This window comes from Pseudomonas weihenstephanensis, assembly GCF_016812185.1.
Classification (GTDB): Bacteria; Pseudomonadota; Gammaproteobacteria; order Pseudomonadales; family Pseudomonadaceae; genus Aquipseudomonas; species Aquipseudomonas weihenstephanensis.
Map to the genome: position 1 here is coordinate 533,669 of NZ_JAAEBV010000002.1, position 22,447 is coordinate 556,115.

23 protein-coding genes are annotated in these 22,447 nt (G+C 57.0%); 13 read left to right on the forward strand and 10 right to left on the reverse strand.

The window, feature by feature from the left end:
* Positions 1-10: 10 nt before the first annotated feature.
* Entirely contained in the window at positions 11-4,006 is a 3,996-nt protein-coding gene (locus tag GYN01_RS09905) for a DUF8038 domain-containing protein (protein WP_203306962.1), read from the reverse strand.
* 239 nt (positions 4,007-4,245) lie between these two features.
* Positions 4,246-4,506 carry an accessory factor UbiK family protein gene (locus GYN01_RS09910; RefSeq protein ID WP_048363818.1) on the reverse strand — a complete coding sequence of 87 codons (261 nt, stop codon included), beginning with the start codon at positions 4,504-4,506 and terminating at the stop codon, positions 4,246-4,248.
* A gap of 415 nt (positions 4,507-4,921) precedes the next feature.
* On the opposite strand from GYN01_RS09910, the gene glnK reads away from it, so the two are divergent.
* From glnK to sutA, 3 genes are all read left to right on the forward strand, one after another.
* Positions 4,922-5,260, forward strand: a complete 339-nt coding sequence (glnK, locus tag GYN01_RS09915) for a P-II family nitrogen regulator (RefSeq protein ID WP_002555808.1) — start codon at positions 4,922-4,924, stop codon at positions 5,258-5,260.
* Positions 5,261-5,293: 33 nt separating this feature from the next.
* Complete coding sequence (locus GYN01_RS09920) at positions 5,294-6,631, forward strand: ammonium transporter (protein ID WP_048363817.1); 1,338 nt, start codon at positions 5,294-5,296, stop codon at positions 6,629-6,631.
* A 469-nt stretch (positions 6,632-7,100) separates the two neighbouring features.
* Positions 7,101-7,427, forward strand: coding sequence for a transcriptional regulator SutA (sutA, locus tag GYN01_RS09925; protein WP_203306963.1), 327 nt, complete (start codon positions 7,101-7,103; stop codon positions 7,425-7,427).
* 127 nt (positions 7,428-7,554) lie between these two features.
* On the opposite strand, the gene GYN01_RS09930 is transcribed toward sutA, so the two are convergent.
* From GYN01_RS09930 to lptM, 6 genes are read right to left on the reverse strand one after another with little or no spacing between them, the layout of a single operon-like run.
* A complete protein-coding gene (locus tag GYN01_RS09930) occupies positions 7,555-8,250 on the reverse strand; it encodes an HAD family hydrolase (RefSeq protein WP_048363815.1) in 696 nt (231 codons plus the stop codon).
* The gene (xerC, locus tag GYN01_RS09935) at positions 8,247-9,143 is read right to left on the reverse strand and encodes a tyrosine recombinase XerC (protein ID WP_048363814.1); all 897 of its coding nucleotides are present in this window, start codon (positions 9,141-9,143) and stop codon (positions 8,247-8,249) included. The genes GYN01_RS09930 and xerC overlap by 4 nt, the downstream gene beginning before the upstream one ends.
* Before the next feature lie 2 nt (positions 9,144-9,145).
* The gene (locus GYN01_RS09940) at positions 9,146-9,862 is read right to left on the reverse strand and encodes a DUF484 family protein (protein WP_048363813.1); all 717 of its coding nucleotides are present in this window, start codon (positions 9,860-9,862) and stop codon (positions 9,146-9,148) included.
* Between the two features lie 13 nt (positions 9,863-9,875).
* Positions 9,876-10,706: a diaminopimelate epimerase gene (gene dapF, locus GYN01_RS09945; protein ID WP_203306964.1), complete on the reverse strand. Its 831-nt coding sequence runs from the start codon at positions 10,704-10,706 to the stop codon at positions 9,876-9,878.
* Between the two features lie 4 nt (positions 10,707-10,710).
* Positions 10,711-11,958, reverse strand: a complete 1,248-nt coding sequence (gene lysA / locus GYN01_RS09950) for a diaminopimelate decarboxylase (protein ID WP_048363811.1) — start codon at positions 11,956-11,958, stop codon at positions 10,711-10,713.
* A gap of 9 nt (positions 11,959-11,967) precedes the next feature.
* Entirely contained in the window at positions 11,968-12,123 is a 156-nt protein-coding gene (gene lptM / locus GYN01_RS09955) for an LPS translocon maturation chaperone LptM (RefSeq protein WP_048363810.1), read from the reverse strand.
* Between the two features lie 203 nt (positions 12,124-12,326).
* On the opposite strand from lptM, the gene cyaY reads away from it, so the two are divergent.
* The 3 genes from cyaY (at position 12,327) to rnk (ending at position 13,448) form a co-directional block, all read left to right on the forward strand.
* Positions 12,327-12,659, forward strand: coding sequence for an iron donor protein CyaY (cyaY, locus tag GYN01_RS09960; RefSeq protein WP_203306965.1), 333 nt, complete (start codon positions 12,327-12,329; stop codon positions 12,657-12,659).
* 2 nt (positions 12,660-12,661) lie between these two features.
* The gene (locus tag GYN01_RS09965) at positions 12,662-12,880 is read left to right on the forward strand and encodes a DUF1289 domain-containing protein (RefSeq protein ID WP_048363808.1); all 219 of its coding nucleotides are present in this window, start codon (positions 12,662-12,664) and stop codon (positions 12,878-12,880) included.
* A gap of 154 nt (positions 12,881-13,034) precedes the next feature.
* Positions 13,035-13,448 carry a nucleoside diphosphate kinase regulator gene (gene rnk / locus GYN01_RS09970; protein WP_048363807.1) on the forward strand — a complete coding sequence of 138 codons (414 nt, stop codon included), beginning with the start codon at positions 13,035-13,037 and terminating at the stop codon, positions 13,446-13,448.
* Positions 13,449-13,451: 3 nt separating this feature from the next.
* On the opposite strand, the gene GYN01_RS09975 is transcribed toward rnk, so the two are convergent.
* Together GYN01_RS09975 and GYN01_RS09980 are read right to left on the reverse strand one after the other, a co-directional pair.
* A complete protein-coding gene (locus GYN01_RS09975; RefSeq protein ID WP_203306966.1) occupies positions 13,452-16,301 on the reverse strand; it encodes a class I adenylate cyclase in 2,850 nt (949 codons plus the stop codon).
* Between the two features lie 183 nt (positions 16,302-16,484).
* Positions 16,485-16,754, reverse strand: a complete 270-nt coding sequence (locus GYN01_RS09980; protein ID WP_203306967.1) for a TIGR02647 family protein — start codon at positions 16,752-16,754, stop codon at positions 16,485-16,487.
* A 401-nt stretch (positions 16,755-17,155) separates the two neighbouring features.
* Here GYN01_RS09980 and oscA point away from each other — a divergent pair, with 401 nt between their 5' ends.
* The 7 genes from oscA to GYN01_RS10015 all read left to right on the forward strand — a co-directional run bounded on the left by oscA (position 17,156) and on the right by GYN01_RS10015 (position 22,414).
* The gene (oscA, locus tag GYN01_RS09985) at positions 17,156-17,338 is read left to right on the forward strand and encodes a sulfur starvation response protein OscA (RefSeq protein ID WP_047278876.1); all 183 of its coding nucleotides are present in this window, start codon (positions 17,156-17,158) and stop codon (positions 17,336-17,338) included.
* Positions 17,339-17,404: 66 nt separating this feature from the next.
* Positions 17,405-18,418 carry a sulfate ABC transporter substrate-binding protein gene (locus GYN01_RS09990; RefSeq protein WP_048402110.1) on the forward strand — a complete coding sequence of 338 codons (1,014 nt, stop codon included), beginning with the start codon at positions 17,405-17,407 and terminating at the stop codon, positions 18,416-18,418.
* A gap of 91 nt (positions 18,419-18,509) precedes the next feature.
* Complete coding sequence (gene cysT, locus GYN01_RS09995; RefSeq protein WP_048363803.1) at positions 18,510-19,328, forward strand: sulfate ABC transporter permease subunit CysT; 819 nt, start codon at positions 18,510-18,512, stop codon at positions 19,326-19,328.
* A 13-nt stretch (positions 19,329-19,341) separates the two neighbouring features.
* Positions 19,342-20,214, forward strand: a complete 873-nt coding sequence (gene cysW / locus GYN01_RS10000) for a sulfate ABC transporter permease subunit CysW (protein WP_048363802.1) — start codon at positions 19,342-19,344, stop codon at positions 20,212-20,214.
* A gap of 3 nt (positions 20,215-20,217) precedes the next feature.
* A complete protein-coding gene (locus GYN01_RS10005) occupies positions 20,218-21,207 on the forward strand; it encodes a sulfate/molybdate ABC transporter ATP-binding protein (protein WP_048363801.1) in 990 nt (329 codons plus the stop codon).
* A gap of 238 nt (positions 21,208-21,445) precedes the next feature.
* On the forward strand, positions 21,446-21,883 hold the full coding sequence (locus GYN01_RS10010; RefSeq protein ID WP_048402111.1) for a hypothetical protein: 438 nt from the start codon (positions 21,446-21,448) through the stop codon (positions 21,881-21,883).
* A 30-nt stretch (positions 21,884-21,913) separates the two neighbouring features.
* Positions 21,914-22,414 carry a hypothetical protein gene (locus GYN01_RS10015; protein WP_048402112.1) on the forward strand — a complete coding sequence of 167 codons (501 nt, stop codon included), beginning with the start codon at positions 21,914-21,916 and terminating at the stop codon, positions 22,412-22,414.
* Positions 22,415-22,447 lie beyond the last annotated feature (33 nt).

Sequence of the window (22,447 nt, forward strand, 5' to 3'; positions counted from 1 at the left end):
CCAACGGTGTCTAAGCGGCGGGCGCCAGTACCCGCGCATTCAGAATGCTCGCAGGAGTAAAAGCGACCGTAGACCCTGCACCTTCTTCCATAAACTGTTGCAATCCACGCTGTCTTTGCACATCCAGCGTGTACACATTGGCTTTACCGGCCGTTGAAGGGAGGTTTTCTATGCCCCCCAAATACTTGTCCAATATATGTGAGTTGGAATGATACAAGTACGTCTGGTTGTCACTGGCTTTGTGAAGATAGGCCATATGCGTGATCTTATCTTTGTTGTATCCATTTTTACTGACGAACGAGAGGAGGCCGGATTCATTGATGTCGGCAATATTAAAGGCGTTTTTCAACGTGCCTGAGTTAATATTCATGCGCTGATAAAACGCAGGGGACACACCATTCATAGTGTCCACGATCAGGGCCTTGAAGACCGACGCTGTTATTTTTTTATCCGCTTGAGCGGTGAGCAATGCGGTGGCATAGCAAATATCAATCGGAGGCGTCTTTCCAAAACTTGAATATAACGTATCAATACTTTTTTTAAGCTCACTGCTGGAAAAGACGTTGGGTTTAAAGTTTTCCAGTGGCAGCCCAAACGGCGTTTTGGTACGGGGGTGGATGGCATACCAGCGGCCGGTTTTTTCATCGAGCTTTGCCAGCAGCTTTATCTCTTCGCTGGCACTGGCCGCCCTGTAGGCGCCTTGCGCAATTCCCGGCTTTCGTATAATTGAGGCGAGGTCGACACCCCGCATTTTATTTAGGCCGTGCCCGAGGGTCCTTAATGCTTTAGCGCCCCCTTTTATGATTCCACGCGCCAAATCATCGACCCCACTCAAGGGGTTTAGCGTGCTGACGGCAACACGGCCGAGCACTCTGACACTGTGCGCAACTTTACTGGCAGTGGAAAGACCCACATGAAGCGCCTTCGCACCTTTAGCCGCCACCCCAAGCCCCATTGCAAAGCAGAAGACGTCCAGTGTTAAATCAACCACCCCTTCTCCTATATTGCCTTGCCTGAAGTTCTGGATGGCAGACCGCAGCGGGATAAGATTTAGAAGGAACTCCCTCACTTTCTTGTGGAAAGGCACTTCAGTTTCGAACGTTGTAAGGCCCCGGGCTTCGGCAGCCAGGCGCCTGATGCCCACATTTTCTACCATGGCAGCAGCGATGTACTGCGCGCGCTCATGGGTAAACATGTTGACGAGCGCCGTGCCTTTCTTTTCATCGGTTAGCTTCGCTGACCAGGCACCCGAAGGTGTAACAGCATCTAGGGTAGGCGATGTGCGAACACGCCCACTGACACTGCCATGGCTATGGCTGGTAAATTGAGCGCCTAACGCCAGCGCATTTAACTCATTGCGTTTACTGACCGTATTGTCCCGTATCTTTATTTCATAGGTATGAGTAACGCCCTCGCGCAGAGTTCGAAGGAGTAATGCATTCGGTACCGTGGTTTCTTGCACCCTCCACCCCCCATGGGTGGTGCCTACCGTGGTTTCTTTAATGACTGTTAATTTTCCTGCTTCAATATTTTTTCGATCTTCAAGGGGCAGATTACTTATCAAACTTTTAACTTGAGCTGCAATCCCTTTCTCCATCGCTGTGAAAAAAGCGGCCAAATAAGCCGAGAAGTATTTATTGATGTCAGGCAGTTTTCCGCTATGGTGCTTGATCCCGCGGATTGGAACATCTTCGCTGGATGAGAACCAATGCGCTCCATTGAATCTTTCTTGTAAGTAGAGATCAAGGACCGAATAAGGCCCTGGAAAATTACGCTGAGGAGGAACGGTCGTGATGCATTTTTTCTCAAACGGAATGCGATCACCGAAGGCTAATGTTAATACCCGCAACGCCATTTTCTTGCGCTCGGGCAAAGGGGTCGCATACACCCAGGACGCAGCACTTAATTCCGTAACTTGGTTATTGAAGGCCTGAGAGACGTTACTCATTTGAACATCGGTATAAACATCCTCTGCACTTGCGGGCATAAAACCGTTGACCACCCCCCAATCAACCAGTGCATCACGCTGTGCGGCGTAGTCCATCATTTGTTCTCGAGCCGTGATCGGACTTGTTGTTGCGTGGGTTAGCACTTGGGCAAATGTCATGAGGGAGGATGCGCCTGGCGCTTGGGCTTCGATACGCGCAACGGCGGTGGTGAAGTTCATCCAGGTATGCGACCCATAAACCACTTGGGACGGAATGTCCCTGACCAAAAACTCCGGTGCCTTGCGAGACAGCAACAAGTGCGCGGCAGCGGGCGCCATGACAGCGCTTATGGACCTGTTGGCAATCAAGTGGTTAGTCAGACCTTTGACAACCGTCGCCGGGGGTTTGCCCCAGTGCTCCTCTGACGCCAGATTAAAACCCGCAACACCCGTCCTGACAGGGTTCAACGCGCTTATCGCGACGCTGGGCCGTTCAAGGGAGGCGCCCAGCGCGGCCAGCACCCAGTCATTAATACTGTCCGGGGTGCTGAAGCCTTTGAATTTTCTCTCCAGGGCCAACCCAAGCGCTTGAGCCTTGGGCGTGGCCAAAAGAGCCTGGATGACCGCTCGCGGATTTTGACGCTCGTCTGCCGTCAGTTCCAGGTTGCGCGTCAGATAGCTCAGTACACCTTGTTCATCGCTCGGCAGGCCCCCCAAACCCAGACCGTTCTGGGTAATGGCGGCCAGTACACGGCTTTGATCTTCGTCGCTCAACGGAATGGACCAGCACAATGCACCGCCGAAATTACCGTGTGGCGGTGTGGCGAGTAACGGCTGGGTCAGAACCTGAGCAAGGCTGGTCAGTGCATCGTGACTGCTGGGCGCTAACCAACCGTTCTCAGAAATGAATCTGTCCAGCGTCATGGTGGAGTCTGTGTGCAATGCCCGCCAAGGCGAATCGGGATGTAGTGTGATGCTCGCGCCGCTGACGTCGCTGAGAATGGCTTGCGAAAGTTGGTTTTCAAGCTGCGCTGGTGGAATGTGTTCACTGTCACTCACAGGCAATGCCGAACGCCGTTTGAACGCAGTGGCACGCTCCTCGCTTCGCTTGATGATGTCCGCCAATTGAACGTAGAGCTGGTGCGCGTCATGGTTTTCGATCAGTTTGCTGCGTGCCTCTTCAAGCGCCTTTTCGGATCGCGCCGCACTAGAGCGCATGGGATCTGTGGGCGGGAGATGCACAAACGCTTTGACCTGTTCGAGTTGTTCCGCGCGACTCCCCATGTCCTCTGGGGGTTGCGGGTCAATCCTTTCACTATAAAAGTTTGCCACGACCTTGTAGGGAGCTGACGTACTAAGAGTGGGTGACTCAAACAGATTCGTCGTACCCACGGTCGGGCTGATAATTCTAGCGGCTTGCAGAATAGGCTCCAGGGTCCATCGATTGCCACGGTCCGAGGCTACAAACAAGGTGCGCTCACCGGCGACCATGCCTGCTATGTAATCCTGTTGAGGCGGTTCGGTGTTGGGGTACAACTGAATGGGTTTTGACAAATCCAGCTTCTGCGCGGCGGCCCAATGCAAAAAAGCCGGAGACTGCACGGCCTGATGCAAATGCGCCCACCACTGACCAAATGTCGAGGTCGGCACAATATTGTCAATACGCTCTGGAAGGTGTCCGGTGCTTTCGCCAACGCGCAGCGCTTGCGCAACAAGGGCAGCCATTTGGCTGTCGCCACGCTTGCGGGGATCGTCCAGCGTGGCTTCAACCAATACCGGCGTGGTGCTCTGGGGATTGACCGCTCGAGGCCTGCGGACCAAAGGCCGTTGAGGCTCAGCCTCCTCTGACACCTGTGGAGTCACGCTTCGGGCTGTATCTGCTGAGCGTGGCGTTAGTACGTCAAACTCAACTTGACGACTGCTGCCACTTGTTCGAGTGCTACCAAACGTGGGTAAACGCGACACTGCCAAACCGCTCTTTACCTCGCCAGCACTTGGTTTACTCAGTTCAGGGCGCTTAGGAACCGCATGTTCTGGCAACTGAGATGAGGGACGAAAGTGCGCGAAGGTGATAGTCATGAGTAGCTCTGAATGGGTTCACAGGACGCCGCGGTAATGGGCGCTAGCCCTTGCGGTGTAATCCTGTGTACCCAATAGACTCACGACGGTTCCGAACCGCATGCCAGACAAACGCTACTGGCTTTTTCCTGACTCCGGGCTGACCTGCTTGAGAACAGGGACGGGCGTCACCTTTCTCGCTAAGCAGGGTTTAGAGCGTGCAGCGCGCAAGGATCCAATAGACCGCCTGCACCTGGGTGTTACTGCGCGGGTGGCAGCAAGCGGGCTTCCAGCTCTGCGACTTTCGCTTCCAGGCTTTCAAGACGCGCCCGAGTACGGGCCAAGACAACCATTTGGCTGTCAAATTCTTCACGGCTTACCAAGTCGAGTTTGCTGAAGCCACTTTGCAGCAGCGCTTTGAACTGGCTTTCGATTTCGTTGCGCGGCAGCGCGGTGTCGCCGCTGAATAAACGTGATGCATGGCCACTCAGGGCATCGAGAAAATCTTTGGGCGCGAGCATGGATAAGGTCCTTAAAACTGATGGCGGCGAGTGTATCACGGGGTTTCGACGCTCACGGCGCAGGGGCCGCTGCACATTTTTGAGCACTGGCTGCGCCGCACGCGCACTGTTTTTGTGCGCAAAACCCGCCTATAAACAGGCCAAACGCCACCTAGTGTCTCTAACCACCTGTAATTGCTGAAATTTCTAGACATGGCAAGGTTTCTGCTTAGACGCCTATGACTCATGCACTGATGCAGTCGCTGTGACGAAGGCAGTGCGCCAAGTGGTTCAAGGCATGTTTTCGTCGCCAGCGATTTACTCGCGCAGTGCGGCCTGAAGAAGGCTGACGGCGCGTTACAAAGCCAGACACTGCGCTTAGACTTGGCCCGGGTTTGTTTTCCTGGGGCAAGTCCACCAATTCGGGAGAAGTTTCATGAAGCTAGTCACCGCCATTATCAAACCGTTCAAGTTAGACGACGTGCGCGAGTCGCTGTCCGAGATCGGCGTACAGGGCATTACCGTTACTGAGGTCAAAGGCTTCGGCCGGCAGAAAGGCCACACCGAGCTGTACCGTGGCGCGGAGTACGTGGTCGATTTTCTGCCAAAGGTGAAGATTGATGTCGCCATCGACGACAAAGATCTTGACCGGGTTATCGAGGCGATAACCAAGGCTGCCAACACCGGCAAGATCGGTGATGGCAAGATTTTCGTGGTCAATCTGGAACAGGCTATCCGCATCCGTACCGGCGAAACCGATACCGACGCCATCTAAGCCGCCAAACCCAACGCCCCAGGAGAAAACACTATGACTCTGCGTAAATTCGCAGGGCTCGCAGCCCTGCTGTCTGTCGTAATGCCTGGCCTGGCCATGGCGGCAGACGAAGTGGCTGCGCCAGCCCTCAACTCCGGCGACACCGCCTGGATGCTGACTGCAACGGCTTTGGTGCTGTTTATGACCATTCCCGGCCTGGCGCTGTTCTACGGCGGCATGGTGCGCTCCAAAAACCTTCTTTCTGTGATGATGCAGTGCTTCGCCATTACCGGCCTGATCAGCATCCTGTGGGTCATTTATGGCTACAGCATCACGTTCGACACCACCGGTATGGAGCAGGGCGTCACCAACTTCAACTCGTTCATCGGCGGGTTCGGCAAAGCCTTCCTCGCGGGTGTCACGCCGGCCAGCCTGACCTCGCCCACCGCACTGTTTCCCGAAGCTGTGTTTATCACCTTCCAGATGACGTTCGCCATCATCACGCCAGCGCTGATCGTCGGGGCGTTTGCTGAGCGCATGAAGTTCTCGGCCATGCTGATTTTCATGGGTGTGTGGTTCACCCTGGTGTATGCGCCCATTGCACACATGGTGTGGAGCGGCAACGGCGGCCTGATGTGGGATTGGGGTGTACTCGATTTCGCGGGTGGCACGGTGGTGCACATCAACGCAGGTGTTGCCGGCCTTGTAGCGTGCATCGTGCTGGGCAAGCGTAAAGGCTACCCGACCACCCCAATGGCGCCGCACAACCTCGGTTACACCCTGGTCGGCGCTGCAATGCTGTGGATCGGCTGGTTCGGTTTCAACGCAGGCTCTGCTGCCGCAGCGAACGGCACGGCGGGCATGGCAATGCTCGTGACCCAAATCGCCACCGCCGCCGCCGCACTGGGCTGGATGTTTGCCGAGTGGATCACCCACGGCAAGCCAAGCGCACTGGGCATCGCGTCAGGCGTGGTCGCGGGCCTGGTGGCCATCACCCCGGCAGCGGGCACTGTCGGCCCAATGGGTTCAATCGTGATCGGCTTGGCCTCTGGTGTGATCTGCTTTTTCTGCGCCACTAGCCTCAAACGCAAGCTGGGTTATGACGATTCGCTGGACGCCTTTGGTGTCCACGGTGTGGGCGGTATTGTCGGCGCGATCCTTACGGGTGTGTTCGCAGCGCCCGCACTGGGCGGCTTCGGGGCCGTGACCGACATCGCAGCCCAAGTCTGGATCCAGTGCAAAGGGGTCGCCTTCACGGTGATCTACACCGCAATCGTCACCTTCGTCATTCTCAAAGTGCTGGATGCTGTGATGGGTCTGCGCGTAACGGAAGAAGAAGAGGCCGTTGGCCTCGACCTCGCGCAACACAACGAGCGTGGCTACAACTTGTAAAAATCTTTGAAAAAAATACCCGGCATGCCGGGTATTTTTTTGCCTGAAATGTGGCGGTATTCGCACCAAGAGAATGATTTTTCCTACACCGTTAAGGAGAGATCAGTTCTACGATGAAATAGGCGACGAAGACTTACAGCACAACTCGACTATTAGCTGCTTTGCTTTTTCCTTGAGCACGCTAGAATGCGCGCCGAAGGGCGAAGTAAAACGCCCCACGAACGACGAAGGCACGGAGCATCTCCACATGCCTTCAAGGCCAGTGTTGCAAGTTATTAATTGGACACTTGGCAAGGTGTTTATATAACGAGCGCCATGCTTACAACGGCACTTGTAAAGTCCTACCGCCGTCAAAGGCGTCGAGGCGTAAGCCCCGGGTAATCCAGGGCTACTTTTGCACCAGCGGCAGTCGACAGTGGCCGTAGCTGGTCTATAACTAATCTGCTTTACGTAAGTCATGGGGTAGAACATGAGCGACGATGATCTGGAAAATGATGACCTCGAAGTAGGTGACGAAGACGAAACCGAAGAAGGTCTGGAAGTTGCTGCGGATGACGTGGCTGACGACGACGGTGGCGAAGATGCACCGGTTCCGGCCGCCAAGAGTAAATCCAAGGCTGCGGTGTCCGTTGATGACCTGCCCAGCGTAGAAGCCAAAAATAAAGAGCGTGATGCTCTGGCTCGCGCCATGGAGGAGTTTCTTTCCCGTGGCGGCAAAGTGCAGGAAGTTGAGGCCAATGTGGTGGCAGACCCGCCCAAGAAGCCTGATAACAAGTACGGCAGCCGCCCTATCTAAGGGTGTGATGCTTGCTTGAAAAAAGCCCGCCGTCGCTGCGGGCTTTTTTGTGAGCGCGAGAAGCGTTTCCTGGCGGGCACCTGACATGTAACCGCTGACGAGTGACGACAATAGCCTTGCAAGGCGTTCACTTCAGGTGGTTGAGCACCTGTGCCAACTCGCTCAAACAGCCAATTTCGGCATCCGGGCGCTTATCACCGTCCCACGACTTGCCGCCAGGGTTGAACCACACCGCGCGCAAACCTGCCTGCTGCGCACCGGCAATATCATCGCCCGGGTGATCACCCACGTGCACGGCCGCATGGGCTGCCACGCCGCCTCGCGACAATGCTTCATGGAACAACCGTGCATCGGGCTTGGCAATGCCAATGTCCTCGGCACAGAGCACAAATTTAAAGTGGTGCCCCAGGCCTATACGGCGGACGTCCGCATTGCCATTGGTGACCACGCCCAACGCGTAATCGCGGGCCAACGCGCTCAAGGTCGGTTCAACTTGGGCGAACACCTCAAGCGCATGCCGCGCCTCAAGGAAGACCTCAAAGGCTTGATCTGCCAACGCCTGCGCATCCGCCTGCGGGTAACCCGCCTCGTGCAGCGCGTGAAACAACACCCGACGGCGCAGCGCACTGATACGGTGCTTTAACTGCGGCTGCGCGCCCAAAATCCGCTCCCGCAGGGCTTGAAAGTGCACAGCTTCAATGACGCCCAATTTTGGTGCATTGGCGGCGAGCCATTCACCCAATACCGTTTCGGCCCGTACGATCACCGGCGCGGTGTCCCACAAGGTGTCGTCAAGATCGAAGGTAACCAGTTCAATTGTCATTCACTGCCCTTACTGCGTTTGGCCCGCGGGTGGGCGCTGTCGTAGACCGAAGCCAGATGCTGGAAGTCCAGATGGGTATAGATCTGCGTCGTTTTGATGTCCGAATGCCCGAGCAGTTCTTGCACCGCCCGCAAATCCTGAGAGGACTCTAGCAAATGGCTGGCAAAGGAATGGCGCAGCATGTGCGGGTGCAGGTTTTGTCCCAACTCACGCTCACCCGCAGCCTTGACCCGCATTTGAATCGCGCGCGGCCCAAGCCGTCGACCACGCTGGCTGATAAACACCGCGTCGTCATGCGGGTTGGCCAAGGCCCGCAGGGGTAACCAGGCATGCAAGGCCTCGCGGGCCTTTTTACCGACCGGCAGCACACGCGTCTTGCTGCCCTTGCCCAACACTTGCACCAGCCCGTCAGCCAAATCCAGTTGATCCATATTCAGACCTGTCAGCTCCGACAAGCGCAGCCCGGAGGAGTAAAACAACTCCAGAATGGCCTGATCACGCAATGCCAGAAAATCCTCCTCCACCGCGCCTTCCAGCAGTTGCAAGGCACGATCGGTGTCGAGGGTTTTGGGCAGGCGGCGTTCACCCTTGGGCGGTGCCAGGCCATTGGCCGGGTCGTGGTCGCACAGGCCTTCGCGGTTGAGGTAGTGATAAAGCCCGCGCACCGCCGACAGCAGCCGCGCAATGCTGGGTGAAGACTGCCCTTGCTGATGCAGGCGGGACACCAACTGGCGCAGGCGCTGGATATCCAGTGCTGACCAACTGGAGATTGATTCTTTATTGCAAAACGCCAACACCTTGCCCAAGTCACGGCGGTAGGCTTCAAGCGTGTGAGGCGACACTTGGCGCTCACTGCGCAGGTGGGTGCAGTAAGCGTCCAGTTGCCGTTCCATGCCTAGCGCACCGAGCGCAGGGCGTTGGTAAAGCGCGGTAACACACGGCCGAGCACTTGCGCGACGTAGCTGAGGAACAAGGTGCCTACCGAGCTTTTGTAATGCTGCGGGTCGCGGCTGGCAACCGCCAGAACGCCATGCAAGCCCAGATGATTGAGTGCGACCACCGCGGTCGAGCCGATTTGTTTGCGCTGCTCTTCACCAAACAGGAAGTCCAGCTCGTGCTCACGCAAGCTGCCGCTCACCGCCTTGCCTTCGGTCAGCAAGCCACCCAAGGCGCGCTGGGCGTCGGCACTGTTCACCCAACGGCCAACCGGCATCGGGTTGTCGCCAAACAGCACTAGGCTTACGAAAGGCACCTGAAAGTCCTGACGCAAACTGTCTTCGACGGCGATCACTAAGTCTTCAAGGCTGGTGGCATCCATCAACGCCAGGTTCAGGCGACGGGTTTTTTCGAAGAGCCGGTCGTTGTCGCGGGCCACGTCCATCAACTGCGATAAACGATGGCGCATCTCGATATTGCGACCGCGCAACAGTTCCAGTTGGCGCTCGACCAGCGACACCGTATCGCCGCGCTGGTGAGGAATGCGCTGCGTCAGCAACAACTCTTCACGCTGGCTGAAGAAGTCTGGATGCGCCTGGAGGTAGGCCGCCACGGCCGCAGCCTCAGGGCTTTGATCAAGAATGTCGAGGTCTGCTGGCTGTGGCTGGTCGGTCATCGTATGCGCTCGCTCATAAACGGACTTGTCCTTCGTAAACACGCATCGCCGGGCCGGTCATGATCACCGAGCGCCCCGGGCCTTCCCATTCAATGGTCAGGCGACCACCGGGCAGGTCCAGCGTCACGGGCGAATGCATCCAGCCCTGGCTGATCGCGGCCACCGCTGCCGCGCAGGCGCCGGTGCCGCAGGCCTGGGTTTCCCCGGCGCCACGTTCCCACACACGCAATTGCGCGCGATGACGATCAATGACGTGAAGAAAGCCGACGTTGACCCGGGCCGGGAAGCGCGGGTGATGTTCGATTTTGGGGCCCAATTCGTGCACGGGCGCGGCATTGATGTCGTCGACGCGCAACACCGCATGCGGGTTGCCCATTGAGACGGCGGCCAATTGCACGGTCTGGCCGTCAACGTCCACGTCATAGCTCAACGCCTGCGCATCGGCCACAAACGGGATGTCGGCCGGCACCAGACGCGGCGGGCCCATGTCGACGCTGATTTGCCCGTCACTGCGCACGTTCAGTTCAATGATGCCGCTTTTGGTTTCGACCTTGATCTGGCGCTTGGTGGTCAGGCGCTTGTCGAGCACGAAACGCGCAAAGCAGCGCGCACCGTTACCGCACTGCTCCACTTCGCAACCGTCGGAGTTGAAGATCCGATAACGGAAATCCACCTCCGGGTTGCTGGGCGCTTCAACGATCAGTAATTGATCGAAGCCGACGCCTGTGTGCCGGTCACCCCATTGCTTGGCGTGCTTGGGCAGGATGTGCGCGTGCTGGCTGACCAGGTCGAGAACCATGAAGTCATTGCCCAGGCCGTGCATTTTGGTAAAACGCAGCAACATGGGTTCACTCCGCCAGCAGGCTTTCGCCAGCAAACAACTCGGCAACGGTCTCGCGACGACGCACTTCCAACGCCTGATCGCCGTCCACCAGAACCTCGGCAGCACGACCACGGGTGTTGTAGTTCGAACTCATGACAAAGCCATAAGCCCCGGCCGAATGCACTGCCAGCAGGTCACCTTCGGCCAGCGCCAACGGGCGGTCTTTGGCCAGGAAGTCACCGGTCTCGCAGATCGGACCCACGATGTCGTAGGCACGGGTTGCGGTGTCACGCGGGCGAACCGCGGTCACGTCCATCCAGGCTTGATACAGCGCCGGGCGGATCAAGTCGTTCATCGCCGCATCGACAATGGCGAAGTCTTTGTGTTCGGTGTGCTTGAGGTATTCGACCTGCGTTAACAGCACGCCTGCGTTAGCGACGATGAAGCGCCCCGGCTCAAACACCAGCGCCAGCTCACGGCCTTCGATACGCTCGCGCACCGCCTTGATGTAATCGGCGGCCAACGGTGGCTCTTCGTCGCGATAACGCACGCCCAGGCCGCCACCCAGGTCAATGTGGCGCAGGTAAATGCCGCAATCGCTCAAGCGGTCGATCAGTGCCAGCAGGCGGTCGAGCGCGTCGATAAACGGATCGAGCGTGGTCAATTGCGAACCGATATGGCAATCGACGCCGATCACTTCAAGGTTGGGCAATTGCGCGGCGCGGATGTACACATCTTCGGCATCCGCAATGGCAATACCGAATTTGTTTTCTTTGAGGCCGGTGGAAATGTACGGGTGAGTGCCGGCATCGACATCCGGGTTAACGCGCAGCGAGATCGGCGCGCGCACGCCCATTTCGGCAGCAACCATTTGCAAACGTTCAAGCTCGTCGGTGGACTCGACATTGAAGCAGTGCACGCCCACTTCGAGCGCGCGGCGCATGTCATCGCGGGTCTTGCCGACACCCGAAAATACGATTTTGTCGGCCGAACCGCCCGCCGCCAGCACACGTTCCAGTTCGCCGCGGGACACGATGTCAAAACCGGCGCCCACACGCGCCAGGACATTGAGCACACCCAGGTTGGAGTTGGCTTTTACTGCAAAACACACCAAGTGCGGCATGCCCTGCAAAGCATCGGCGAAAGCGTTGTATTGCGCCTCGATGTGCGCCCGGGAATAGACGTAAGTCGGTGTACCAAAACGCTCGGCAATGGCCGTCAGCGCGACACCTTCGGCGAATAACTCGCCGTCCCGGTAGTTAAAAGCGTCCATGGTGTTCCCTTATTGGTGCTTGTGCGCTTGCGATTGCGACGACTTCGCTTGGTCATCAGGGGACTGGCTGTCGTCTGGCAGATACAGCGGGCCTTTTTGACCACAGGCAGAAACAAGGCAAGCAACCGCAACCAGTGCAGCAATAGAAGAGATCAGGCGCTTCATGGCGAAATCCTTTGAAAAGCATTAATTGCGCCCGAGTATACCGAGCACCTACCAGCTTGCCTATGCGCCAGAGCGGTCGGGCAAAACCGCCTGTGTAGATAATCAGTGGTGCTGTGACCCGCGCTCAGTTGGGGTTTGCAATCGGTCTGGAGCGCCCGTATCTTGCGAGCTCCGAGCATGACTAGACATTACGAGGTTCCACCATGAGTTTGACTGAAGCCCGTTTCCACGATCTGGTCGATGCAACCCAGCAAAACCTGGAAGACGTTTTTGATGAGAGCGGTCTGGACCTGGACCTTGAGAACTCGGCCGGTGTACTGACGGTCAAGTTTGAAGGCGGCCCGCAACTGATTTTCAGCCGCCAGGAACCGCTACGACAGCTCTGGCTGGCTGCACGCGCAGGTGGCTTTCACTTCGAGTACGACGAAGAAGAGTCACGCTGGAAATGCGACAGTTCTGATGAACTATTAAGTGAAATGGTTCAGCGCCTGACCAAGGAACACACCGGCGTCGAGCTGGATTTTGACGAGATCTAAACGTGACTGCTCCTGCTAAACCCGCAAAACCGCTCTACAGCAACGTCAGTCCGGCAGTGCCGTCGCCTTGCATCAGCACCTGCCGGCTGGATGAACAAAAAGTCTGCCTGGGCTGCTTTCGCCATGTCGAAGACATCCGTGAGTGGCGCTCGGCTGACGACCAGCGGCGCCGGGTCATCTGTGAACAGGCCCGGCAACGCCAAGACCACATTCAGCTATAGGTGCGAGCGAGTCTCAGCGACCGCCTCTGGCTTGTGTATTTATTTTGCTGTGGTAGTGTCCGGGTTCGCCTCGCACTAACGAGGTTGGTCAAAACCCCGCCATTTTCTGGCGGGGTTTTGCTTTTTCGTGCAGAAAAAAGGAGTCTGCCAGGTCATGACCACTTCACCCGCCATCACGCTCACTCGCCTGGACGTGCAACGTCTTGAGCAACTGATCGACAAACTGGATGACACGTTGCCGGGCGTTATTGCCCTGCAAGACGAACTTGATCGCGCCGAAACCCTCGTGGGCCACGATGAAGTGCCCGCCGATGTCGTCACCATGAACTCGCGCGTGCACTGCCGCGAACAGAGCAGCGGCAAGGATTACCACCTGACGCTGGTTTACCCCAAGGACGCCAACGCGGACGAAGGCAAAATTTCGATCCTCGCGCCGGTGGGCAGCGCCTTGCTGGGCTTGCAAGTCGGTCAGCACATCGATTGGCCAGCACCGGGCGGTAAAACCCTGAAGATGGAACTGCTGGCTGTTGAAGACCAACCCAAAGACGGCGGCCCTTTCCCGGCCTAAGCCTCAGACCTGCGCCAGCGCCTCGTTGAGCGCCTGCTCCAGATCCGCCTTGTAGCGCAGGTATAAATGGCTCGGGCTGTGGCTTTCGCCCAACAGCCCCGACAAATCCAGATCAGTGATGTAACAGCGGTAGCGCTCGGTTTCGCGGCGCTGCCCGATAATCTCCCGCGCCACCGCGCCATACAGCTGATCGCCATGGTCCATTTGGCTGAACTCACGCTGATTGCAATACAACGTGACCCATTGCCCACCATGAGCGCCCTTGCCGATGATCGCCTGCACCTCGTAGTAGGCGCTGTTCGCCGGGCTGACCGGTGCGCGCCGGGCTTCGATGCTACGCGCACGGCCAGTGCCTGAAGGCAATAACTGGTAATACAACACTTCAAGTGCAGCAGCTGGGTTGTTGTCCTCAAGCGGTTGGCAGGCTTCACGGCGAAACAACAACGCTTGCACGAACCGTTGCAGCGGCACCAACAAGCTCAATTCGTCATGGAAAGGGACTGTTTGCTGCCACACCACATTGCACTCATCCAGCACGGTCAACTCGGCACGCCCGTCATTGAGCCGGTAAAACACCTGAATCGCGCCAGGTTTTGCTTTGGGCAGCATCAACCCAAGGTCATGCTCGCCCAATGCCATCGCATCCAGATGCACAGCCCGATAAGCCGGCACGCTTTGGCTCAAATACCCCACCAGCGCGGCGCTGTCGGCCAACGCCACATGGCGCACTTCGCCCCTCGCCAGCTCCATGACGTGAAAACGCTGCTCCACTTGCACCACATAACTCACGGCGCGCCCGCTCAAACGCAAGGCTTGCGCCGTGTTGAAGACGCCCTCCACCCGATGCGCGATAAATTGCGCACGGTTATGGCACACACAGCGCACCCGCAACTCAGGCGTCTCACGCCCGTGCGGCTGGGCGTTGAGGTAATCGGTCAGGCAGTCGAACAATGCATGCTCGCCGTCGAACCGGCTGACGATCACTTCATTCCAGCTGTTGAGCGTAACTTGATCCAGCGTCAGCACCAGGTTTTCGCGCACCCCGGCATAACTCAGCGAGTCGGTACGCTCGGTAGTCATCACGATGTTCATTTCCCGGTGGTGCTTGAGTGGGTCAATCCCGACGTTAACCACGATCAGCACCTGCGCCGGGATGCTGGGCCGCAGCAATTGCGTTTCATCGACCGCTGCCAGCGGTAAGGCGATCAACTGCTGCAAGCAGCCCAACAGGTTAAACAACTCATATTCAGTAACATCCGTACTGCCCGGGTTCAACGCCAAGCGGGTGCTGCTGTCGATCACCCCATTGCGATGGCACCAGGCAAGCAACTCCAGCAGTGCAGGGCTGCGCCGGATGGCGGGCGTATGTTCCCACTCATGCACCGCCAGATTGCCGCGATACACCCCCCAATGGTGCTCACCGGGTTCTTTTTTATTGGGGGAGTGCACCAGCGTCAGCAGGTCTTGCGCCAGGTTGGGCGCGATACCCGGGTTGATGTGATCAACCTTGCCCGCCTTACGCTCAAACGCGGCATACAACCGGCGGCCCAACACATTCAAGTCACGCTTATTGGTCAAGCCTGCCGCCTGTTCATCACGGGCAAACTGGCTTAAAAACCGATAGCTGTAATTCAACTCATGCACCAACGCCCGGCGCTCATGAATGGCCTGCTCGGCCTTCCACACGGGACGACTGTCGAGCCACGCCAATTGGCGCTGGTCCCAGCCCCATTCTCTGGTCAATCGCGCCAGTAACTGGCGCTGCCACTGTGTGCCGCGCTGGGCGATGCTGGCGGTCAGCTTACGGTTCACTTTCAGGTACAAACTGCGGCGCACCAGCTCCAGCCGATCCACATCCCCACGCGCCTTGAGGTACTGCTCAATGCGCCGGTACACCACCACGTAAGGGTCCAGCTCATCGAGGTCTAACTGATTGGCGTACACCGACTGCTTAAAACGCAGACTCAGGCACTCAACCTTCGGGTGTTCGCTGGCATACACTTCAATCAGCAGCAGCTTGAGCACCGACTTGTAGGGTGACTCAATGCCTTTGAACAACTGCCACAAGCCAGCACCGACGAACTCCCCCGGCGGAATGCGCGCCAAATGCCCAAGATCGACGGCCTCATCGGCTCGAATAAAGCGCTTGGAGAGCAACGTGTGAGTGAATTGCGCGTAGTGTGATTCTTCACACGCGGGCACCCACCACCACATTGGCGTACGGCCCGCGAGCCAGATGGCGGTGCGATAAAACTCATCCAGCAGCAAGTAATGCTGCGTCGTACCGCAGTCATCCGTGCTTAAGCGGGCATCACGCTCACCGAGCGCAAAGCGTGGCCCGTCAATCAAAAAGAAATGCGCATCCGCCCCCAGCCCCGCCGCCCATGCCTCCAGCAATTGGCATTTTTTACGCAACTCATCGAGCGCCGACTCGCCAAGGTCAGGCCCATGACAGACCCACACATCCATATCACTCTGATCGGTCTGGGCCAGCGTGCCGAGGCTGCCCATCAAAAACAGGCCATGAATCGGCAACGCCGTCGTGGGCGTGCGCGCTTTATATGAAAAGGAGCGGGTCAGGCGCTGGGCTTCGGCCAGGCTGAGTGTGTCTGGCTCATAACCGGCCACCCCGGCAGGGGTGCTACCGGACACATAACCGGGCAATAAGGGATGGTTCACATGGAAAAAAAGAGGCAGCAGGCTTAAAACCGTTTGCTGACGCGGGGTCAAACCTTCCAGTGCGCGCAGCAGTCGACCCTGATTGACGCGCAGAAACCTCTCGCGCAAATGAGTGAGTGTCTGCCGATCTATACCTTCATTCAGATTGATCTGAATTTCCTGGGTGCGCGTCATATCGAACTCAAACCGGCTCGCCAGGCGAGAAAGAGGAGGGAGGCAACGTAGGAAGGAGTCTACAGCGAGAGGGCGAAAAACCTTAGGAGGAAAGCTCTTTTGGCGTCAGATTTTTTGCTTACTCAGAAGGTATGCCCGCGGAATCATTCATGAGCAGAGCAATTCCGTGGGCGATCAGTGGCGTCAGGCAAGCTCTGCCAGTCGAACGGCAGCAAAAGGCTTGGAGGTCAGAATGGACAACAGCGTTTGTACATGCTCGACAGCATCACGCCCCAGACTGGTGAGGTAACCGCCGTCAGCTTGAGTGATGAGGTCTTTTTCGTGGAGGCGTTTGGCGGCTGCAATCAGGTTCTTGTCAGCATCTTGATGGACTTTCAGACCCTCTTGAGTGCTGTTCAGATCAAACAGTGCAAGGACTTCCAGTTCGGCAACCAATTCAGGGGTAAACGACATAAGGACTCCAGACTATGCAGGAAGAGACGACAACGGCTCTAAGGTGAGCTTACTTAGGCGGTCTGTCCAGTGGCAGTTCTCGCCATGGTGGACCTGCGGGGCATTGAGAGCCTAGACGCAACCTGTAGTCGCTGCCCAGGCACGCAGGCTGCGACACCGTGCCAAGTCTCACTTGACCCTGCTCTCTGAACCCCTCGCCCACTTCCCAACGGTTTGATTTACAACCGCTTTGCCGCCGATCGCAGCCTGCGCGCCTGGGCAGCGACGAGCGAGCCAGATGAAAAATGACATTTCAGTTATATAAACATTCTTAAATAGTATTTTTAAGAATAATCGCGCCTCACTACTATTGCCTTCATGCCAGCACCCCCTCGGCACCCCCTATTTTCAGGAGCACCACCATGAGCGCATCTCTGCGTAGCGTTGACGGCCAGGACGAAGCCACCATTCTGCGGGAAATCCAGAGCGCGCTACGAGACCTGCGCTTCGGTGCCGTTGAAATCACAGTGCACAACGCACAAGTGGTTCAGATCGAACGTAAAGAAAAATTCCGCCTGCAAAACCCCGGTCAAAAAAATAGCTGAACCCCGTAGCGCTCATTTGAGCCGCCTATAACAACTAAAAACACACGCTGTTTTGGAGCCTCACCTATGTCCCTACGCCGTTACGCTTTGGCCGCGCTGGCCAGTGCCATTTTTGCTGGCTCCGCTGTGGCCAAAGATTACGAGTTGTTGAACGTCTCTTACGATCCAACCCGTGAGCTGTATCAGGATTACAACGCCGAATTCTCCAACTTCTGGAAGCAAAGTCATCCGGGCGACACCGTCAAAATTCAGCAATCACACGGCGGTTCGGGCAAGCAAGCGCGTGGCGTGATTGATGGCCTGCGTGCTGATGTTGTGACCCTGGCGCTGGCCGGTGACATCGACGAAATCGCCAAACTGAACAAAGGCTCGCTCCCGGAAAACTGGCAAACCCGCCTGCCGGAGGCCAGCACCCCGTACACCTCAACCATCGTGTTCCTGGTGCGCAAGGGCAACCCCAAAGGCATCAAGGACTGGGGCGACCTGACCAAAGACGGCGTATCGGTGATTACCCCGAACCCCAAAACCAGCGGCGGCGCGCGCTGGAACTTCCTCGCGGCCTACGCTTATGGCCTCAAGGCTAACGGTGGCGACGAAGCCAAGGCCAAAGCCTACGTACAAACCCTGTTCAAACACGTCCCGGTGCTGGACACCGGCGCACGCGGTTCGACCATTACCTTCGTCAACAACGGTCAGGGGGACGTATTGCTCGCGTGGGAAAACGAAGCGTTCCTGGCGCTGAAAGAAGACGGCGGCGCTGACAAGTTCGACATTGTCGTGCCTTCACTGTCGATTCTGGCGGAGCCTCCTGTGGCCGTGGTCGACAAAAACGCCGACAAAAAGGGCAATGGCGAGATCGCTAAAGCGTACCTCGAACACCTGTACAGCCCGGCCGGACAAGAAATTGCTGCCAAAAATTTCTACCGCCCGCGTGATGAAAAGGTCGCGGCCAAATACGCCCAACAGTTTCCCAAGCTGGACCTTGTCACTATCGACAAAGACTTCGGCGGCTGGAAGACTGCTCAACCGAAATTCTTCAATGACGGTGGCGTGTTCGACCAGATCTACCAGGCGCAATAACTTGTGGGGCGGGGCCATTAGGCATCGCTGAAAGCTAGAACATTAAGCCCGCAATTGGTTTGCGGGCTTCGTGCGTTAAACAAGGACTTTTATGTCGCGTCGTATCTCCCCCGTCATACCCGGCTTCGGGCTGACACTGGGCTACACCTTGGTGTACCTCAGTCTGATTGTGCTGATCCCGCTGGCCGCCATGTTCGTACATGCCGCGCAACTGACCTGGGACCAGTTTTGGGCCATCATCAGCGCACCTCGCGTGCTGGCCGCGCTCAAGTTGAGCTTCGGCACCGCCTTTGTCGCGGCGCTGATCAACGGCATCATCGGCACCGTGCTGGCCTGGGTCCTGGTGCGTTACACCTTCCCAGGGCGCAAAGTGATCGACGCGATGATCGACCTTCCTTTCGCCTTGCCGACCGCCGTGGCCGGGATTGCTTTGACGGCGCTCTACGCCCCCAATGGCTGGATCGGCCAGTTTGCTGCCGACCTGGGCTTTAAAATCGCCTACACCCCGATGGGTATCACCCTGGCGCTGACCTTCGTCACGCTGCCGTTTGTGGTGCGCACCGTGCAACCGGTACTGGCAGACATCCCGCGTGAAATCGAAGAAGCCGCCGCCTGCCTCGGCGCCAAGCCGCTGCAAGTGTTCCGCTACATTCTGGTGCCCGCCCTGCTACCTGCCTGGTTGACCGGTTTTGCGCTGGCCTTTGCCCGTGGCGTCGGCGAGTACGGCTCGGTGATTTTCATTGCGGGCAACATGCCAATGAAAACAGAAATCCTGCCGTTACTGATCATGGTCAAACTCGACCAATACGACTACACCGGCGCTACCGCCATTGGCGTGATGATGCTGGTGGTTTCCTTCATTTTGCTGCTGCTGATCAACCTGATTCAGCGCCGCATCGAAAAACCGTGAAGGAGGCCTGACCATGTCCAACTCCATTTCGAGCACGTCCTCGGTCGCCAACGCGGCGCGCCGTGGCAGCCCGCGCTCACGCCGCCTGCTGATCGGTTTCGGCTGGTTGTTTTTCACCGTGTTTCTGCTGCTGCCGTTGCTGATCGTAGTGTCCCAAGGCCTGAAACTGGGTTTCGGGGCGTTCTTCGACGCGATCCTTGAACCCGATGCCCTGTCGGCCTTGAAGCTGACCATCATCGCCGTGGTCATTTCGGTGCCACTCAACGTGGTGTTCGGCGTCAGCGCGGCGTGGTGCGTGAGCAAATACAGCTTTCGCGGCAAAAGCATCCTCGTGACCCTGATCGACCTGCCATTTTCGGTGTCACCGGTGATTGCAGGTCTGGTCTACGTATTGATGTTTGGCGCGCAGGGTTTTATTGGCCCTTGGCTGCAAGACCACGACATTCAAATCGTCTTTGCGTTACCGGGCATCGTACTCGCCACGATCTTCGTCACCGTGCCTTTCGTGGCCCGTGAACTGATCCCGCTGATGCAAGAGCAGGGCACCCAGGAAGAAGAGGCTGCACGCCTGCTGGGTGCCAACGGTTGGCAGATGTTCTGGCACGTCACCGTGCCCAACATCAAATGGGGCCTGATCTACGGCGTCGTGCTGTGTACGGCGCGGGCGATGGGTGAATTCGGTGCAGTGTCGGTGGTGTCCGGGCACATTCGTGGGGTGACCAACACCCTGCCGCTGCACGTCGAGATCCTCTACAACGAATACAACCACGTCGCCGCCTTTGCTGTGGCCACCCTGTTGCTGATCCTGGCGCTCTTCATCCTGCTGCTCAAGCAGTGGAGCGAATCCCGTATTAACCGCCTGCGCGCCAGCGCCGCGGAGGAATAAACCATGTCGATCGAAGTCCGTAACGTCAGCAAGAACTTCAATGCCTTCAAGGCGCTGAACAGCATCAACCTGGACATCCAGAGCGGCGAGCTGGTGGCCCTGCTTGGCCCTTCGGGCTGTGGCAAAACCACCTTGCTGCGCATCATCGCCGGCCTCGAAACCCCGGACGAAGGCAACATCGTGTTCCACGGCGAAGACGTCTCCGGCCACGACGTGCGCGATCGCAACGTCGGTTTTGTGTTCCAGCATTACGCGCTGTTTCGCCACATGACGGTGTTTGACAACGTTGCGTTCGGCCTGCGCATGAAGCCGAAAAAAGAACGCCCAAGCGAAACGCGCATTGCCGAAAAAGTCCACGAACTGCTGAACATGGTGCAACTGGACTGGCTGTCGGATCGCTACCCCGAGCAGCTTTCGGGCGGGCAGCGCCAGCGTATTGCCCTGGCTCGCGCCTTGGCCGTAGAGCCTAAAGTGCTGCTGCTGGACGAACCGTTCGGCGCCCTCGATGCCAAGGTCCGTAAAGAGCTGCGCCGCTGGTTGGCGCGCCTGCACGAAGACATCAACCTAACCTCAGTGTTCGTGACCCACGACCAGGAAGAGGCGATGGAAGTGGCCGACCGCATCGTGGTGATGAACAAGGGCGTGATCGAGCAAATCGGCTCACCGGGGGATGTGTACGAACATCCGGCCAGCGATTTTGTGTACCACTTCCTGGGTGACTCTAACCGCCTGCACATTGGTGAGGACCAACATGTGCTGTTCCGCCCGCATGAGGTGTCGTTGTCACGTCATGAGATAGAGGACCATCACGCCGCGCAGGTACGCGACATTCGCCCATTGGGCGCGACCACCCGGGTGACGTTGAAAGTTGAGGGTCAGAGCGAGCTGATCGAAGTGGAAGTGGTTAAAGACCACGACAGCCTCACCGACTTGGTGCGGGGCGAGACGTTGTTCTTCAAGCCTAAGGTGTGGCAAAAACACGCCAGCGTGTAATCGTCGGCAGTGACAAACAGGCCTGACGTCTTACGACGCTCAGGCCTTTTTATTGAACAGCTCGCCGGTGAACAGACGTCATTCACTGTTTAAACCCGTGCACTTATCACCCTTTGGTCATCACGCCTTAACCCCTGTCAATATTGACAGTAGGCAAAGCGGCGCTCTGTTAATACCCTGTGGTCATCGCGCTGTTATCCGCGTGCCGACTCATTGACTGTCACAAAGGCGCCACTTGATGAACACTGAGCAAGATGATGATTCAACGGTTCGTCTACCTGCCACAGGCAGTGTAAAGGCCAACATGACCGTGGACGGCACCTCTTACACCTTTAGTTCGGATTCAGTCACGCACTTATATAACCCCAGCTTCTCGCACTACCGTATGTCTGGCGTGAGCAGTAAACCCGATAGCACCATTTTTCTGTGGATAAAAAAGGGCATAGCGAATCGCGTTTATGACTTGGCCCAGGCGAATCAGGATGTCCAGATGGACATTCGGTATGAGGAGGTAACAACAAGGGCCACCGAAGGTAAAGTCGATATCAAGGTGGTTATCACGCCTGAACGGCACCATTTCCAGGCGACCTTCAATTTTGTTGCTGGCCAACAAAATGAATACAAAGTGACAAATGGGGAGCTTGATATTTCAAGGGTTTTCGAACTGGCCAAATAATTGATCATGCTCACGCAGAGGAAATAAACCATGTCCGAACACATTGTTTTAATTCCAAAAACGTCCCACTCCCATAACCATGAAGGTAATTTTGAATGGGCATTTGATGAGGGGAACATTCGCGCCACAGCCCACACTTTCTATTTGAGTGACTGGGGCACGGGAGACAAACCGCTGTGGGTGTTCTCCGGTTCAATAGGCGAAGTCGTCACCGATAACTATGTCGGCTTCTTATTCATGATTCCGTATATAAACAATGAACCACTGGAGCGCAGTTACCAACTCAGTGACGGGTTGTATGCCTCCTATTCTTACTCGATACCACCGCCACCGCAGTACCACACTGTTCGCCAACACAAGGCCGACAGTGCCACGCTGAAAGTGAAGCTTGACCCCTCGGCAGGCACTGTAGAAGCCACCTTCGAAGCAACGTTCACGATCGACAGCACTGAGAAAAAAGCAACAGGTCAATTTAATCTCTTGCAGGACGATTTGGCATCAGAGCCAGGCCACCACACTCACACCTCATGAGGGTGATGCGGTGTCTGTGCAACACCGCATCAC

Bases quoted from the DNA above. Each gene is read 5' to 3' on its own strand.
- GYN01_RS09910 (WP_048363818.1), bottom strand. From the start codon at position 4,506: ATGCTCGCGCCCAAAGATTTTCTCGATGCCCTGAGTGGCCATGCATCA.
- glnK (WP_002555808.1), top strand. From the start codon at position 4,922: ATGAAGCTAGTCACCGCCATTATCAAACCGTTCAAGTTAGACGACGTG.
- GYN01_RS09905 (WP_203306962.1), bottom strand. From the start codon at position 4,006: ATGACTATCACCTTCGCGCACTTTCGTCCCTCATCTCAGTTGCCAGAA.
- rnk (WP_048363807.1), top strand. From the start codon at position 13,035: ATGACCACTTCACCCGCCATCACGCTCACTCGCCTGGACGTGCAACGT.
- GYN01_RS10005 (WP_048363801.1), top strand. From the start codon at position 20,218: ATGTCGATCGAAGTCCGTAACGTCAGCAAGAACTTCAATGCCTTCAAG.
- GYN01_RS09940 (WP_048363813.1), bottom strand. From the start codon at position 9,862: ATGACCGACCAGCCACAGCCAGCAGACCTCGACATTCTTGATCAAAGC.
- GYN01_RS09930 (WP_048363815.1), bottom strand. From the start codon at position 8,250: ATGACAATTGAACTGGTTACCTTCGATCTTGACGACACCTTGTGGGAC.
- GYN01_RS10010 (WP_048402111.1), top strand. From the start codon at position 21,446: ATGAACACTGAGCAAGATGATGATTCAACGGTTCGTCTACCTGCCACA.
- oscA (WP_047278876.1), top strand. From the start codon at position 17,156: ATGAGCGCATCTCTGCGTAGCGTTGACGGCCAGGACGAAGCCACCATT.
- cysW (WP_048363802.1), top strand. From the start codon at position 19,342: ATGTCCAACTCCATTTCGAGCACGTCCTCGGTCGCCAACGCGGCGCGC.
- cyaY (WP_203306965.1), top strand. From the start codon at position 12,327: ATGAGTTTGACTGAAGCCCGTTTCCACGATCTGGTCGATGCAACCCAG.
- dapF (WP_203306964.1), bottom strand. From the start codon at position 10,706: ATGTTGCTGCGTTTTACCAAAATGCACGGCCTGGGCAATGACTTCATG.
- lysA (WP_048363811.1), bottom strand. From the start codon at position 11,958: ATGGACGCTTTTAACTACCGGGACGGCGAGTTATTCGCCGAAGGTGTC.
- xerC (WP_048363814.1), bottom strand. From the start codon at position 9,143: ATGGAACGGCAACTGGACGCTTACTGCACCCACCTGCGCAGTGAGCGC.
- sutA (WP_203306963.1), top strand. From the start codon at position 7,101: ATGAGCGACGATGATCTGGAAAATGATGACCTCGAAGTAGGTGACGAA.
- GYN01_RS09980 (WP_203306967.1), bottom strand. From the start codon at position 16,754: ATGTCGTTTACCCCTGAATTGGTTGCCGAACTGGAAGTCCTTGCACTG.
- lptM (WP_048363810.1), bottom strand. From the start codon at position 12,123: ATGAAGCGCCTGATCTCTTCTATTGCTGCACTGGTTGCGGTTGCTTGC.
- cysT (WP_048363803.1), top strand. From the start codon at position 18,510: ATGTCGCGTCGTATCTCCCCCGTCATACCCGGCTTCGGGCTGACACTG.
- GYN01_RS09975 (WP_203306966.1), bottom strand. From the start codon at position 16,301: ATGACGCGCACCCAGGAAATTCAGATCAATCTGAATGAAGGTATAGAT.
- GYN01_RS09920 (WP_048363817.1), top strand. From the start codon at position 5,294: ATGACTCTGCGTAAATTCGCAGGGCTCGCAGCCCTGCTGTCTGTCGTA.
- GYN01_RS09990 (WP_048402110.1), top strand. From the start codon at position 17,405: ATGTCCCTACGCCGTTACGCTTTGGCCGCGCTGGCCAGTGCCATTTTT.
- GYN01_RS10015 (WP_048402112.1), top strand. From the start codon at position 21,914: ATGTCCGAACACATTGTTTTAATTCCAAAAACGTCCCACTCCCATAAC.